At 34.4% G+C, this 14,648-nt stretch carries 15 protein-coding genes; 5 read left to right on the top strand and 10 right to left on the bottom strand.

Annotated elements, in window-relative coordinates; genetic code table 11:
• Positions 1–258 precede the first annotated feature (258 nt).
• The 3 genes from QUF91_RS08110 to QUF91_RS08100 form a co-directional block, all read right to left on the bottom strand.
• Positions 259–1,287, bottom strand: coding sequence for an alpha/beta hydrolase (locus tag QUF91_RS08110; RefSeq protein ID WP_289417432.1), 1,029 nt, complete (start codon positions 1,285–1,287; stop codon positions 259–261).
• Positions 1,288–1,644: 357 nt separating this feature from the next.
• Positions 1,645–2,319, bottom strand: a complete 675-nt coding sequence (locus QUF91_RS08105) for a response regulator transcription factor (RefSeq protein WP_289417430.1) — start codon at positions 2,317–2,319, stop codon at positions 1,645–1,647.
• Positions 2,320–2,324: 5 nt separating this feature from the next.
• The gene (locus QUF91_RS08100) at positions 2,325–3,485 is read right to left on the bottom strand and encodes a sensor histidine kinase (protein ID WP_289417429.1); all 1,161 of its coding nucleotides are present in this window, start codon (positions 3,483–3,485) and stop codon (positions 2,325–2,327) included.
• A gap of 510 nt (positions 3,486–3,995) precedes the next feature.
• Between QUF91_RS08100 and QUF91_RS08095 the strand changes: the two genes are divergently transcribed.
• Positions 3,996–4,226, top strand: coding sequence for a hypothetical protein (locus QUF91_RS08095; RefSeq protein WP_289417428.1), 231 nt, complete (start codon positions 3,996–3,998; stop codon positions 4,224–4,226).
• Between the two features lie 227 nt (positions 4,227–4,453).
• Complete coding sequence (locus tag QUF91_RS08090) at positions 4,454–5,851, top strand: hypothetical protein (RefSeq protein ID WP_289417426.1); 1,398 nt, start codon at positions 4,454–4,456, stop codon at positions 5,849–5,851.
• Positions 5,852–5,975: 124 nt separating this feature from the next.
• Here QUF91_RS08090 and QUF91_RS08085 read toward each other — a convergent pair whose 3' ends face one another.
• The 4 genes from QUF91_RS08085 to QUF91_RS08070 all read right to left on the bottom strand — a co-directional run bounded on the left by QUF91_RS08085 (position 5,976) and on the right by QUF91_RS08070 (position 8,379).
• A complete protein-coding gene (locus QUF91_RS08085) occupies positions 5,976–6,362 on the bottom strand; it encodes a GntR family transcriptional regulator (RefSeq protein WP_289417424.1) in 387 nt (128 codons plus the stop codon).
• A gap of 95 nt (positions 6,363–6,457) precedes the next feature.
• Complete coding sequence (locus QUF91_RS08080) at positions 6,458–7,237, bottom strand: ABC transporter permease (protein WP_289417422.1); 780 nt, start codon at positions 7,235–7,237, stop codon at positions 6,458–6,460.
• A 4-nt stretch (positions 7,238–7,241) separates the two neighbouring features.
• A complete protein-coding gene (locus QUF91_RS08075; protein ID WP_289417420.1) occupies positions 7,242–8,144 on the bottom strand; it encodes an ABC transporter ATP-binding protein in 903 nt (300 codons plus the stop codon).
• A complete protein-coding gene (locus tag QUF91_RS08070) occupies positions 8,128–8,379 on the bottom strand; it encodes a PLD nuclease N-terminal domain-containing protein (protein WP_285398727.1) in 252 nt (83 codons plus the stop codon). The genes QUF91_RS08075 and QUF91_RS08070 overlap by 17 nt, the downstream gene beginning before the upstream one ends.
• Positions 8,380–8,563: 184 nt before the next feature.
• Here QUF91_RS08070 and QUF91_RS08065 point away from each other — a divergent pair, with 184 nt between their 5' ends.
• The gene (locus QUF91_RS08065; RefSeq protein ID WP_285398725.1) at positions 8,564–9,097 is read left to right on the top strand and encodes a transcriptional regulator; all 534 of its coding nucleotides are present in this window, start codon (positions 8,564–8,566) and stop codon (positions 9,095–9,097) included.
• Between the two features lie 33 nt (positions 9,098–9,130).
• Positions 9,131–9,991: a YitT family protein gene (locus tag QUF91_RS08060; protein WP_289417416.1), complete on the top strand. Its 861-nt coding sequence runs from the start codon at positions 9,131–9,133 to the stop codon at positions 9,989–9,991.
• Between the two features lie 249 nt (positions 9,992–10,240).
• Here the strand turns inward: QUF91_RS08060 and QUF91_RS08055 are convergent, their stop codons facing one another.
• Positions 10,241–11,077, bottom strand: a complete 837-nt coding sequence (locus QUF91_RS08055; protein WP_285398722.1) for a hypothetical protein — start codon at positions 11,075–11,077, stop codon at positions 10,241–10,243.
• Positions 11,078–12,112: 1,035 nt separating this feature from the next.
• Here QUF91_RS08055 and QUF91_RS08050 point away from each other — a divergent pair.
• Positions 12,113–12,418 carry a hypothetical protein gene (locus QUF91_RS08050; protein ID WP_285398721.1) on the top strand — a complete coding sequence of 102 codons (306 nt, stop codon included), beginning with the start codon at positions 12,113–12,115 and terminating at the stop codon, positions 12,416–12,418.
• Here the strand turns inward: QUF91_RS08050 and QUF91_RS08045 are convergent.
• Together QUF91_RS08045 and QUF91_RS08040 are read right to left on the bottom strand one after the other, a co-directional pair.
• Complete coding sequence (locus QUF91_RS08045) at positions 12,399–13,922, bottom strand: sensor histidine kinase (protein WP_481817477.1); 1,524 nt, start codon at positions 13,920–13,922, stop codon at positions 12,399–12,401. The two genes, QUF91_RS08050 and QUF91_RS08045, sit on opposite strands and share 20 nt — an antisense overlap.
• Positions 13,906–14,607, bottom strand: a complete 702-nt coding sequence (locus QUF91_RS08040) for a response regulator transcription factor (RefSeq protein ID WP_289417413.1) — start codon at positions 14,605–14,607, stop codon at positions 13,906–13,908. The genes QUF91_RS08045 and QUF91_RS08040 overlap by 17 nt, the downstream gene beginning before the upstream one ends.
• Positions 14,608–14,648: the final 41 nt, after the last annotated feature.

Below are 14,648 nucleotides of genomic sequence, written 5' to 3'. Positions count from 1 at the left end.
GGAACTCAGTCTAAGAACGCCACGTCCTGTGGCAACGACTGAGTGACCAACATCACGTTGGCCCAATGCCGATTCTGGACGCAATTATGCCGAGGCTTAATTGATTGAAAAAAATTTTAATAAGTTCTTTAGACACGCACTTTCTAGGTACCGAACACCAACAAAGGAATCTTTTCGAAAATACAAGAAATAAATGCTATATTCATAACCTTTCTTTCTTGAAAACCTCCAAAAAGGCTTAGGAATAACTCCCCTACCCTATTTAAATGTGTCGCACATCCATCTATAAAATTTTTCCTTCTCTTCAAATTGTGGATAATGAGCTGATTTCTCAAAAGAAATAAACTCTTTTTTATCCGCTTCAATTAAATTAAAATAATTTTCAGCTGAATTTGAAGAAGTCATAGCGTCGTATTTACCCATTACAAAATAAAATGGTAAATCAAGTTTTGTGGCTATCTTAGGTAGTGGCTTGTCAAAAACTTCTTTTAGAAGTTGCTCTTGTGTCTCAGCAAGTCCATAATTATAGCGAATTAAATCTAACACATTATATTCACGACTTAAAAGCATCCCTAGTATATTACCATCCGGCATATTAATAAGTCTTGTAGCGCCGCCGTACTTCCCTACATAATCTCTAGGAGTCACTCCCTCTCCATTATATATTTTTTCAGCGATCCCCTCTAAGTACTTCACATCTTCTGTATTTCTGGCTTTTTTCGCTTCGCTTATTGTATTATTCAAATTATCTATTTCACTTTCTTGCATATTACTCAACTGACCAATTCCAATATAGGCTTCATATTTTTCTGGAGCTTTATAAGCAGCCTTAGTTGCTAGGTATGTACCGTAAGAATGACCTATTAAGATTACTTTCTCTTTGCCAAATCGTTTCGAAATATTATCCGTAAGTTCTAATAAATCTTCTACAAGTACATCTGCCGTTAATTTAGAATAATCCTCATTAAAATGATACGATTTACCACTTCCTCTTTGATCGTAATGAACGACAGTAAAATCTTTTTCTAATAAGTCTTGGAACTTAGCGACATAAGGAATTTCGGAACTCCCCGGTCCCCCGTGTACATAAATAATGACCGGGTTATTTTTATCACGACCTCTAATCATGATTTGCTGTTTTGCACCATTGATCTTAACTTGTTCTAAGACACTAATACTGTTATCACCTTTTATATTAGAAGTCCATGTGGGACGAAAAAGTACTAATAACAGTATTAATATAATAATTACTCCAATACATTTTATTAACATCTTGATATTTTTCATCTAATCTACTAATTCCTTTCTGTTAAATGTAAACTAAATTTATGAATCAATACATGCTCTTATTTAACGGTTTGCTAACTAAGATGGACTTGAGCATGCATTTTTCCCTTACTAATACTTTACAAATGAAAGGTAATGTATTGTAGTGCCAGTGAGTCATTAATAAGTCATTAATATTTATAAATAAAACGAAAAATTATGACCTTTGACTAATACATATTACTTCGTTAAAAATAAATGGCTTGAAAATTTTTGATACCTTCTTTAATAGCAAAAACCAAGTCTAATGATATAAATTCTGATAATATAAAAAGAGCGTAGACAAAGTCGATTAAACTTTATCTACACTCTTTTATTTCAATGCTTCTTATCCTCTATAAGACTCTCTTCCATTGCTTTAATAATAGCTGAAGATCTATTTCTTACGTTTAATTTCGAATAAATGGTAGAAATATAGTTTTTCACAGTTCCAATTGAAAGAAACATCTTTTCTGAAATGTCTTTATTGGATAATCCTTGAGTTAAATATTTTAAAACTTTTAATTCTTGATTATTTAAATCATATGGATGATTCATAGAGTTATGGTCAACTTGTTCCGAGTGTGCGTTATTATTTATTTGTATCTGACCAAACACCTCTTTAGCTAATTGTTGAGGAATGAGGGAACCTCCGTGATACACCATTTTAATTCCCTGAATTAAAAATTCTGGATCAACAGCCTTTAATATATAACCCTCTGCACCAACATTTAAAGCATTTAAAACGTGAGTAACATCTTGAAAAGTAGTAAGTATTATCACTTTTATATTGGGCCAACGTTTTTTAATTTCCTCTGTCGCCTTTACACCATCCATCACTGGCATTTGAATATCCATTAATAGAATATCAAGATTTTCCCTTTCGCATAAAGCAATTGCCTTTTCTCCATTTTCCGCAGTTCCAACAATCTCAATGTCAGAAATACTTTCAATCACAATTTTTAAACTTTTTCTTAAAATCTCTTGATCTTCAACTATCGCTGCTTTAATCATTATCATTAAACTTCCTTTGCCATAGGTATATTACACGTTATCTTCATACCATTATTCAATTTTGAATAAAAGTTAACTGTCCCCGCTAATGCCGATATTCGATCTTTCATCGAGCGTAATCCAAATCCTAAATTCAATTCATTACAACCATTTCCATTATCTTCAATAAGAACAACTAATTCCTCTTGTTTAAACGAAATATTTACTTTAATAAAAGTTGCCTGACCATGTCTTTTGGCATTTGTAAGCCCTTCTTGTATACAACGAATAATAGCAAACATTACTCTTTCACTAACTTCGGTCGCTTCCCCTTCGACATTTAGTTTTATATCTGTTGCTGTATGTTTCATAAAATCATCAATCAGTTCTTTCACCGATTCAACAAGCGTTCGATGACTCGTTGGCGACATATGGTGAATTGTTTTTCTTATATCATTCAATCCATTTCGTGCTAAATCTGAAATCTCTTTTATACTTTTTTCTGCTTCTTTTTTATCTGCCTGATATAGAAAAGGAAGGGCATCTAAACTTGTTATGACTGATGTGAAAATATGGCCTACTGTATCATGCAAATCTTGTGAAACTCTATTTCGTTCTTCCTTAATCGTCAATTCCTCAATCTTTTTTGAGTAATATTCCAAATCCTTATTTTTTTCCTCAATAGACGCAATTAACTCTTTATTAGCGTTATTAACAATGGTCATCCTTCCTAAACATAACCCAATACCATAAAAAATAGTTGTGTCAATAAAGAGTCCAAAGAAATCCATATTAATGAAGAGACTGCCAGCCCATGTACCAATTAATACGAAAGGTCCTAACCAAACTAATGGCTTAACTTGACAAGCATATGCAATAGTAAGGATTGGCACGAGTAAAAAACTGTAGGTCACTGATATTTCATACTGACTCGATAAGTAAATAAACAAAGAACCCGTTAACAACACCTCTGCAATTAAATAGTATTGGAATTTAATAAGTCTAGGCCGATAAAATAGATAGGGTATTAAATAAGAACAACTAGCCCATAAAAGTAAAACCCACTTTTCAGAACCAATCGTACTAACATATATTGAATAGCCATTAGAAGTAATCCATATCGTACGCATGAGAAATAGAAAATAGTCCAACCAATGCCATTTCCTCTGATCTATTATTGCTTCCATACTTTTATTCCCCCATCTTCGGTGTGTATGCCATTATTCCTAAAACTAATCATTTCCAAATTATGCCTGGAGGTTATAGATTGAACTGCACTTGCAGTTTCAAAGAAGTCAACATTTTCAATTCTTTTTTGTATTTATTTGGCTATATCTAAACTCCAAGCTACTATCTTCTATTACAATTCCGATTAATGTCCCATTTTTAATTTCTCGCCTACTAAATAATGTAGAGATGATGTCTCCGTTTGATCAATTGATTTTTCACAGAAAATTACCCATTATATGTATTTTTAATTGAATTATTTATCATCAGGTGTGTTAATTAGGAAAAAGATGGATTTATTATTGAGCGATAAAAGGATTTTTTTATTACTATTTCGCCGATATATTTCCATTTCAACTGATTGTAGCATAGGGCTACTCGACTCCCGCGGGAAAGCGAGACAGACGAGACCCTGCACGGAGCGTAGCGGAGGAAGCGGCTCGACGCCCGCCCGCAGGAAGCCTTGCTCTGTGCGAAAGCGAAGCGGCAGCAACAAAATGTTTTATCTGTGCGAAAGCGAAGCGGCAGCAACAAAATGTTTTATCTGTGCGAAAGCGAAGCGGCAGCAACAAAATGTTTTATCTGTGCGAAAGCGAAGCGGCAGCAACAAAATGTTTTATCTGTGCGAAAGCGAAGCGGCAGCAACAAAGCGAGTAACCCGTAGCGGAAATCAGCCTCTTCGAATGTATAAAAATGGTTAATAAACACACCTGATTTATCATATACATTTTTTAATTATACCATTTCCTTCCTCAACTGAACCGTCTGTTAATCCCCCTCCCTTTATTATAAATTTTTTAATCTTTATACTTTTTCAATCATCAATTCATATTACAATTCTATTTGTCTCAAAATTTCCCGAAACCATCACCAACTTTTTTCCCCTTCATATTCTATAGAATCAGATCGAATTTTGAGGGGGAAATGTATGGGGATTGAATTCACAGCTCTCCATTGGATTTACGTTGTTTTTATTGTGCTCATCATCGGATTTATGGTTAAACGTCGCGATACCACCCTCATATGTATTATCGGCATCTTCATACTAGCCATCGTAGCTACTGGCGATTTAACTTCGTCCATTAGTGGTGTTTTTAACAGCTTTATTTATGCCATTTCAGAGCTTTTGTCGACCATTCTTATTATTTCTATAATTGTTGCTATGAGTCGAGTATTGATGACCTCGGGGATTAATGAGGTGATGATTGCTCCTTTCACTAAAATCATTAAAACTCCTGCATTAGCGTATTGGACGATTGGTCTGTTAATGATGATTATTTCTTGGTTTTTCTGGCCATCACCCGCTGTGGCACTTTTAGGGGCTGTTCTCTTGCCTGTTGCTTTACGAGCAGGATTGCCGGCACTTGGTGTGGCGATGGCGATGAATTTATTTGGTCATGGAATTGCTCTATCGAGTGATTTTGTTATACAGGGGGCTCCGAAGCTAACTGCTGATGCAGCTGGTATTCCGGTTGGTGAGGTAGTAACAGCCAGTATCCCTCTTGTTATTACAATGGGCGTTGTCACAACGTTAGTCGCCTATATTTTATTACGACGCGATATGAAACGTGGATCACTGTATTTAAATGCTACAAACGATATAGGAAAAGAAGCTGAACAAGTAACTACCGAAAATTTGCTGACACTTGGACAAAAACGCTTTTTCGCAGTTCTAATTCCAATTGCCTTTGTCCTCGATGTCATTGCCATGTCCATCTTAAAATTACAAGGTGGGGATGCCACAGCTTTAATAGGTGGAACATCCGTCTTTATACTATTGTTACTTTGCGTTGTAGCTCATAAAAACCAAGGGCTTGAGATGACAACAAGCTATTTAATTCAAGGATTCCAGTTCGGATTTAAAGTGTTTGGACCCGTTATTCCAATTGCGGCCTTCTTCTATCTAGGGGACTCAGGATTCACACAAATTATCGGAGACTACTTACCAGCCGCTTCACATGGTATCGTCAACGATCTCGGCGTTGGTCTAGCTTCTGTCGTACCATTAACAAAGGAAATTGCTGTCATTACTTTAACAGTCGTTGGCGCCATTACAGGATTAGACGGCTCTGGTTTCTCAGGCATTTCCTTAACTGGCTCCATCGGTAGTTTATTTGGCAATGCTATTGGTGGAGGTACTGCCACTTTAACAGCACTTGGGCAAATTACAGCAATTTGGGTTGGAGGTGGCACGTTAATTCCCTGGGCGTTAATTCCAGCGGCTGCGATTTGTAATGTTAGCCCATTTGAACTTGCAAGACGTAATTTATTACCAGTATTGATTGGTCTCGTAATTACAACCATTGTTGCGGTGTTTTTGATTTAGCATTATGATTTATACGATTGTACCTTTTATGACGAGGTCTATTTTGAATGACTACGGATGAATTTAATGAACTATATATAACAAGAGATGACTTCTGTACTTTGCAAAGTCATCTCTTTCTCTTCTAACGCTCAATATAATATTTTCGCATATTGTCATGAAACATCTGCTGTAGTTGATGTTCGCTAATACCTAAAACAAAAGCTTCACACATTATTTGTTCGACCTTCATAGAAATTTGTTGAAGGTTAACACCCTTTGCTTTAGCAGACTTTTCAATAACAACAAATGTTTTTGATTGAGGTTTTATTGCGATTATCCTCTTCTTTTGAAGCTCTTTGTAGCTTTTATGAACGGTGTGAAGATTGAGGTTCGTTTCGGCTGCTAAATCACGAATTGAGGGTAATTGGTCACCATTTTGCAAATTTCCTATCGCTATTTCAACAAGTAATTGCTGGGCTAATTGTTGATAAAAAGAAATTTTACTCCTTGAATCTATTTTTACATTCAATTGTTTACGTATCCTTTCATACTTTCCATCAAACTTTTTTGTAAATTAATGTACGGCTGTAATCCATGGAGAAACATTGAAAGACCTCATTTCATTTAAAATTTCTTTTTCGCAATGAAACTTTGCATGGTCATGATCATCAATAAAACCAATAGCAGTGTTACTACAATATTAATGCCATACCAGTTCCCCATCTCACCTGTCATTAGAATATTTGTTGCATACAAACTATTACTAGCAGGATTCACAACGTCTATGAATGGATGTAGTCCAGCGATAAAACGACAGATTAATAGGACAACGATACTTATTAATGCAATAAAGGCAGGACTATTAAAAAATGTACTCATCATCGCCACAAACGTTATGATGAATAATAGCCAAACACAATAGAATACTAAAGCCCACAAAGCTTGTGTAAGAGGAACAGTTGTAAATAAGTACGCTGAATAGCCGTAGGACATTGTATAGCCAAGAACTATGGATATAACAGCCAATATATAATGAATAATGATTTTACTATTCAAATAGGATGAAATAGATACTGGCCTTGTTAGGATAAATGCCATCATACCATTTGCTTTTTCCCCTTGAATAATACTCATCGTGGCAACGACCAGAATAATAATGCCTAGTTGGTCAAATTGTGAATTTAATGTTGAGGCAAGTACCTCCCCTCCCTCAGGCTTTGCCATGGTAGGATCAATTATTATACCTTCAACCCCACCAACTGATTGTAAAATAACTGGTAAATAATACATCATAATCGGCTGAGTTAGCCCTAGTAAGATAAAGACAATCGGGAGCCAAATTATTTTATATTCTCTTGTCATCTGACTTATTTCTTTTTTACTTAATGTGATAAAAGCATTCATTCACTCACACCACCAATTCTAAAAATATTTCTTCAAGATTGTCTTGAATACCCACTTCAAATTTAGTAAACATCACTTTTGAATCCAGTCCGTGCTGTATTAGTCGATTAGCATCTATTTCCAAATTTTCAACGTGTATTTTGAAGCCATCTCCACAGCTTTCGATTTTCTTCACATATGGTAAGCGTTCTATCATTGTTAACCATTGAAAATCTGCCTTTGGAATCATTAAAAAGATAGCTGATTCCTGATGGCGCTTAAGCAACTCTGATTTTGTAGCATCCTCTATTTTGTGACCATTTTTAATCATCACAAAGCGCTCACAAATTTCTTGTGCATCGCTCAATATATGCGTTGATAATAAAATGGTCGTTTCTTTTTTTATCTCTTTTAAGAGATTTAATACTTCTCTTCTCCCAATTGGATCTAGTGCTGATACCGGTTCATCCATAATCATTAAAGTAGGCTTATGCAATAATGCTTGCGCGATGCCAAGGCGTTGCTTCATACCACCAGAAAATGCCCCTACATGGATATGTGCTTCTTTCCCTAAGCCCACCTTTTCTAAAAGCAATGGAATTTCTTTCTGTAATTCAATTTTTGATAGGCCAGAAAGCGTCCCCATAAAGGACAATGTTTCAAATGCTGTCATCCACGAGAAAAAATTAGGATACTGAGGTAAATAACCAATTCGATGCTTCATAGATGAAATCTTTTGACCATCAAGAAGAATTTCCCCTTCATCCGCATACAAAACGTCGGCAATGATTTGAATTAACGTAGACTTCCCCGCTCCATTTGGTCCAATTAAGCCGACACACTCATTAGCATCAATAATCATTGAGAAATCATTCACAGCTGTTTTTTGTTTAAACTTTTTCGTAATATTTTCAATCTCTAAGCGCACGTTTATTTACATCCTTTCTACCAATAACGAAGTATAGAACAGAACCAATCGTATTAAAGAATAAAATAATAATTGCCCACATAAGTATGTTTTCTCTCTTTTCTCGGTGCCGGTATAAATCGAATAAAGCAACAATGATTAGAACAAACCCTACTAATACAAAAGGTAAAATGATTGGCAGTATACTTGCCCAATCAAGTTGGCTTAATTCATCAAAACCATAGTGTAATTTCATTCCTAAAACCTCCGTTCGTTATCATTATCGATAATGATAACAGAATGTGATAAAAATTTCATTACCTTTTTACTGTACATCTTCAAAAAAAATATATATTATTAATTTGAGAATGTTATCACATTGATAACATTTGATTACTACTCTTGATACCATCTCATTTTTCGGAAAGGAGGATCGTTTTATGCGTAATAAAGCAGAGGTCTTAATGCACCCTGTGAGAATGAAAATTTTACAAGCTCTGAATAAAGAAGAAGGCTTAAGCACTTTGGAGATGATCTCTGTCATTAAGGATGTACCTCAAGCTACTTTATATCGACATATCCAAATTTTAGTAGATGAAAACATTATAAAAATTGTAAAAGAGCGAAAAGTACGTTCTGTTACAGAGAAATTTTATGCATTAAATGAAGGAGCAGCAAAACTGAGTAAGGAGGATTGGACACAACTAACGATTAAACAAAAATTAAATTATGTTTCCTACTATCAATTAGCTCTATTATCTCAATATCAAAATTATTTAAATTCACTTGATGAAAAAGAAAGCACAGAAGATTTTGCAACATTTTCATTACTTGACTTGACGTTAACGAATGATCAATTTATGAACTTTGAAAATGAATTAAACGATCTAGTAACTAAATACTATAATATGGCCGACTCAACTGAAGAGACTGAGACAAAAACAATTGCTGTAAATATTATTCCAAAACCTTAAGTATTAATTCACATACAGAAATGGAGAAGATGGATGAAAAAAAGAAAATTAATTGAAAATACACGAAAATTTATTTTGATTATCATTGGAGCTGTTATCGCAGCCTATGGATTAGAGGCAGTATTAATACCGAACGATGTCATTGATGGTGGTGTGACGGGGATTAGTATTATGGGCGCACACCTCTTTGGTATTCCGTTAGGCGTGCTGCTCTTTGTATTAAATATTCCGTTTATTTTTATTGGCTACAAACAAGTAGGTAAAACTTTTGCATTTATGAGTACTGCTGGGATAGCAGCTTTATCTATTTCCACAGTCCTTTTACACGATGTAAAAACAATTTTAGGTCCAGAGGATCCCTTATTAATTGTTTTAGCTGGTGGTATGTTACTTGGTGTCGGGATCGGGATTGTCTTACGTAACGGTGGTGCTTTAGATGGCTCTGAGGTTTTAGCCGTGCTACTATCACGTAAGATTCCATTTTCAGTCGGGGATATTATATTATTTATTAATGCCTTTATTTTCTTAGGGGCAAGCTTTATTTTTGGATTGGAGAGCGCATTATATTCTGCTTTAACGTACTATATTGCGAAAAACGTTATCGATATTATCCAAGATGGTTTAGAAAAATCAAAAGACGTTCGTGTTGTTAGTGCGAAGTCGGAGGAGATTGGAGATGCGATTCAAGCTCGTTTAGGACGTGGTGTTACTTATACAAAGGGTCGTGGTGGTTTTTCAAATGAACCAACTGAAATTTTAAACTGTGTTATTAACCGTATGGAAGAAAATAAGATTGTTTCGATTATTAAAGGTATCGATGAAAGTGCTTTTGTCGTCATTTCTGATGTTTCAGAAGTACGCGGTGGTAACTTCAAAAAACGTGATATCCACTAAATCAAAAGTAAATCGTTCATGAACTGCACCCCAATTGTTAGACATATCTAACAGTTGGGGTGCAGTATTTTTTATGACTTTTACAGTTGAAGATACCATTACGATGCGAACTTTGCAGAGGTCAATTGAACTAAACTAAAATAGCTAACTTTTAGAAAGAGGTGTTATCAAAACTTTAGCTTTTCTTCTACATGACACTAATGCCAATGCCCATAAATACGACTGCATAAATAATAGTAGGGCTTTCTTTTATTTTCTCTTGTTCTTCAGCCTTTCAGTTAAATCATTAAAGTCTTGGATTACTTCTCGCATTGATGATTTTTTAACTAACGAAATTCCCTTTTGAATCGATTTAGATGCTTCTTCAAATTTATTTGCTTTGATTTGGGCATCTGCAAGGCAATACCAATAAAACCAGGCGTCCATTTCTGAAATTTTTTCGTTATAAAACTTTTCGATGATTGGATAGTATTTGGCATATAATTCTTCATCATACACCAACTTTTCACCATTCCATTTTAGTACATCGACTAAATAACTATCACCAATATACATTTGCCAAACAGCTATTCCGACTTTTTGTTTTCCATTTACAAAGTCAATTTTATGATAAGGAACATCAGCAATTTTTTTCAATGTGTTATCAACCCATTGAAAAACTTGAAGTTCACTTCCTATTGCTGCACCAATTGTCACACCGAATAAATATTCTTTTGTGCCATCGCCAGTAATATCTGCTAAACCCGAAAAATCCAAATCTACTCCTTGATTTTTTATTTCCCAAATTTTTCGCCAATCAGTATTGTCATTTTTTAGCACTATTGATCCAAACTGAGTAGGTTGATCCTTTGCTTTAATTTCATAAGTAAAGATTATTTCTTTCTGTCCATCGTGGTTAAAGTCGTAAAGTTGAATTGACTGTGTGGAGAAAGGATTTTCAGGACTAATAAGAGACGCGTTCTCCGGTATAAATCTCCTAACGATTTTCATTAGGTCTTTTTTCTGATCCTCGTTAGCGTGAACAACTATCGAAATAACGTTAACTGCCACGAGTGACAATAATGTAAGTAGCATTATTTTCTTCATCAACATGTCCCCTCTTTTTACCAGAGATCAAAGATTATAATTCCCATGTAGTATGGGCTTATTTAGAAAAGTAATGCTTCAACAAACTTGCCCTGATAGCTAACATTTCATAAATTTTGTACAATCATCGAAGTACAACAAAAAAATCGAATACCTATATATTAAGATGGACTTGCCCTATTTTCTGCATTTTCTTGCTAAGTAGCTATCTTGCTATTGCGTTTTAGAAAGGGAATTAGATATGGTTAAGTAAGTTGTTTCTATAAAGGAAGTATGTCTTATTTTTAAACTGCCGCTGCACATACTAGCAATAAAGCAGACTCAAATCCCAACTTGGTTTATTTATCGTAATGACGAAGTACAATCACCTGCGCTAAAATATTTTTTAGAGACGATTGATGCATACGACTATCCGTCGATTTGAAGATTCTATCCTTCACTTTGTAGGCACTAACGGTTACTTGGGGAATTTTATCCGTCTCTCTAAAAAGAAGAGACTGGGACATAACTAGCTGATATTACAGAAAAAAGAGAAATCGATGCTGTTTGATTTCTCTTTTTCTATGTTAATGACAGTATATATCCGGAGATTTACTGTCTCGAGAACTTTTGATTGTTTATCAACTAACTTTTTCGATTTATCGACCAACTTTTTTAATTTATCAACCAACTTTCGAAAAATATCGACATCTACCTTCATGAAACACTATCTGATTGCATTGATAATTTGCATCGCTTATGACATAAGTATATTTTAAGGTTAAAAATTCAACATCAAAAAAGCGTGAGAAATCAACTTTCTAAATTGTTTTCTCGCGCTTTTTAGGTTTTGGCCAGTTTTGTCCCAGCCACTTTTTAGGCAAATTAATTTTCTGCAACAATAGCAGAATTGATTGCCGATTCTTTTTAAATTTCTTACTATAATGAGGCGTTTGATTGACAAGCTTTCCTCATATTTTCATATAGCCTATCTTTTGACGATTTATCTAATTTCCTTTAGGCTTAATTTAAAACGTTTATACAAAGGAGTATTATATGGATATATTTATCGCAAGTAATCGCCAACTACCTATTCGTTATTACGTCAATGAAGCGATTTGGATTCGTCGCGGTGGCTGTACACAACATCCTCAAATGACATTACCGTTTTTTGTCGAGGTTGAAATTAAAAACAGTGTAAACTTAAAAATAATAATCGAATATATTTATGAATTTCAACGACAGTACAAACAGACCGAAATTCAACTACTAATAAAAGACATAAATATTTTAGCTACTATCGAAGAGAAACTTACTAACAATACGTTAACCAATCACACCATCACGATTCAGCAGTTGTAATCGGTAACACAATAATAAACTGCAACATATTATCTGCATATTTTGCATCTATTTTGCCTCCGTGCAGTTCAATAATATTCTTAGCAATTGCAAGTCCAAGCCCTGAACCTTCTGCAACGCTTGTTCTAGATTGGTCCTTTTTATAAAATCGCTCAAATAGGTTCATGAGTTCTTCGGATGTAAATTCATCACTTTCATTTGCAACTCTGATATGAATATTACTTTCCTTTCTTTCAAGGGAAACAAAAATCTTACCATCGCCAGTACTATATTTAATGGCATTTACTAATAAATTATCAAAAACCCTGACAATTTTTTCCGAATCAACCGTAGCAAAGATGCGTTCCTCTGAGAAATTTTTTATAAATGAACGATGATTTTCCTCTGCCTGCGGGATTAACTCCTCAATTAATTGAACGAGAAGTTCATTGATACATACTTTTTGTTGCTCAAGAACAATGCTTTCATTCGTTAGTTTCGTATATTCAAATAAATCATCAATCAGATTTTTTAATTGTTCAGATTTTGAAAAAGCAATCTTTAGATACTCATCATACTGCTCCTTTGTGTCATACCTCTCTTCACTTAACAATCGTAAATAACCCATAATCGAGGTAAGCGGTGTCCGTAAGTCGTGTGATACATTGGTGATTAATTCATTTTTTTGTTTTTCAATTTTTCGCTCCATTTCAATACTTGTCATAATTGCTTCAGCCATATGATTTACATTGTCTGTTAATACAGCAATCTCATCCTGCCCTTTTTTCTTAATGCGATAGTTTAAATTCCCTTTAGCGATTTCCATAACCCCCTCCGCTAACGCCTCAATTTGTTTCATTTTTCGTTTCGTTATATAGAGGAATGAAAAGGTAAATACAATAATTGCACTAAACAATGGGATAAGGCCCTCTTTCGAACTTGCGATAACCATCCCCTCTGGAATACCACTGACAAACAAATATAAGTTTTTATCTTCTATAATTAAAGGATAAAATGCAATGTATTCTTGCCTCAATTGCTCGATTTCCGGTATCTCATAATTATAGAGTGGATGGTTAATCGCAAAATCCATTACATTCCGAATCTTATAATGTAAATTAATTTGTTCCTCTTCTACTTGCTTTGTTTTGTATAAAACCTTCCCGTTCTCATCGGTCACGATTACTTTTAATGCACTCTGTTTCATATCAAGTTTAAAATTTTCTGATTCAATCATCTGTTGTATTGCTTCTAAATTATTAACATTGCTAGCTAGATCTGCGACACGTTGTGCTTGATCATTTATTTCCTGCATCCCTTGACTATAATCTATCTTAACTGTTTGGTTGATATTCAAAGCAATTGAAAGTCCGGCTTTTGCTCCAAGTAAACCTAAAAATGCACACAGAATAAAAGTCGTCAATAATTGAATTCTAATGCTTTGCCGAACTTCTGTTATAGCAGTTACAATGAGCATTTTAAGTTTGTTTACTATGAAAAGTAATGGCTTAATGATCTTTCTCAATTTTATACCCTACTCCCCATACGGTTTTAATATATTGAGGATTTCTTGGATTTGTCTCAATTCTTTCTCGAATTTTACGAATATGTACCATGACCGTATTTTCAGACTGTATAGCTTCTTCCTTCCAAACCCTTTCATAAATTTGCTCAGCACTCATGACCATTCCTTGGTTTCTTGCAAGTAATTCAAGTACTGAAAACTCCCTCGGCGTAAGCTTAACTTTTTCATTGTTAACGATTACTTCATGCGTTGCAGTATTAATTCGTATATCGCCAATTTCTATCTCGTTTTCGTTCATCGTATCAAGTCGATTCATTTTGATGTATCTACGAAGCTGAGATTTGATACGAGCAATTAGCTCTAAAGGGTTAAATGGCTTTGTTACATAGTCATCCGCCCCTAAAGTTAATCCAACGATTTTATCCATATCCTGCGTTTTTGCCGACAGCATAATAATTGGCATCTCTGCTTCTTCCCTTACTTTCATACACATCTCAATACCATCTACATTCGGCATCATAATATCTAGAACAATTAAATGTACTTTATGTTTCTTTAAAAGATTAAGACCTTCCTCTCCATCGCATGCCTCTAGTACATCAAAGCCTTCATTTTTTAAATAAATGGCAATAAGATTTCTAATCTCTTTTTCATCATCAACAATAAGAATGGTTTCTTTACTCATCTAATCCCACCAATATTTCAAATTTCCAATATTTATTGTTC

Source organism: Lysinibacillus sp. G4S2 (assembly GCF_030348505.1).
In the GTDB taxonomy this organism is placed as follows: domain Bacteria; phylum Bacillota; class Bacilli; order Bacillales_A; family Planococcaceae; genus Lysinibacillus.
The sequence above is the reverse complement of the archived record's forward strand: the minus strand, read 5'-3'. Positions and strand labels throughout refer to the sequence as shown.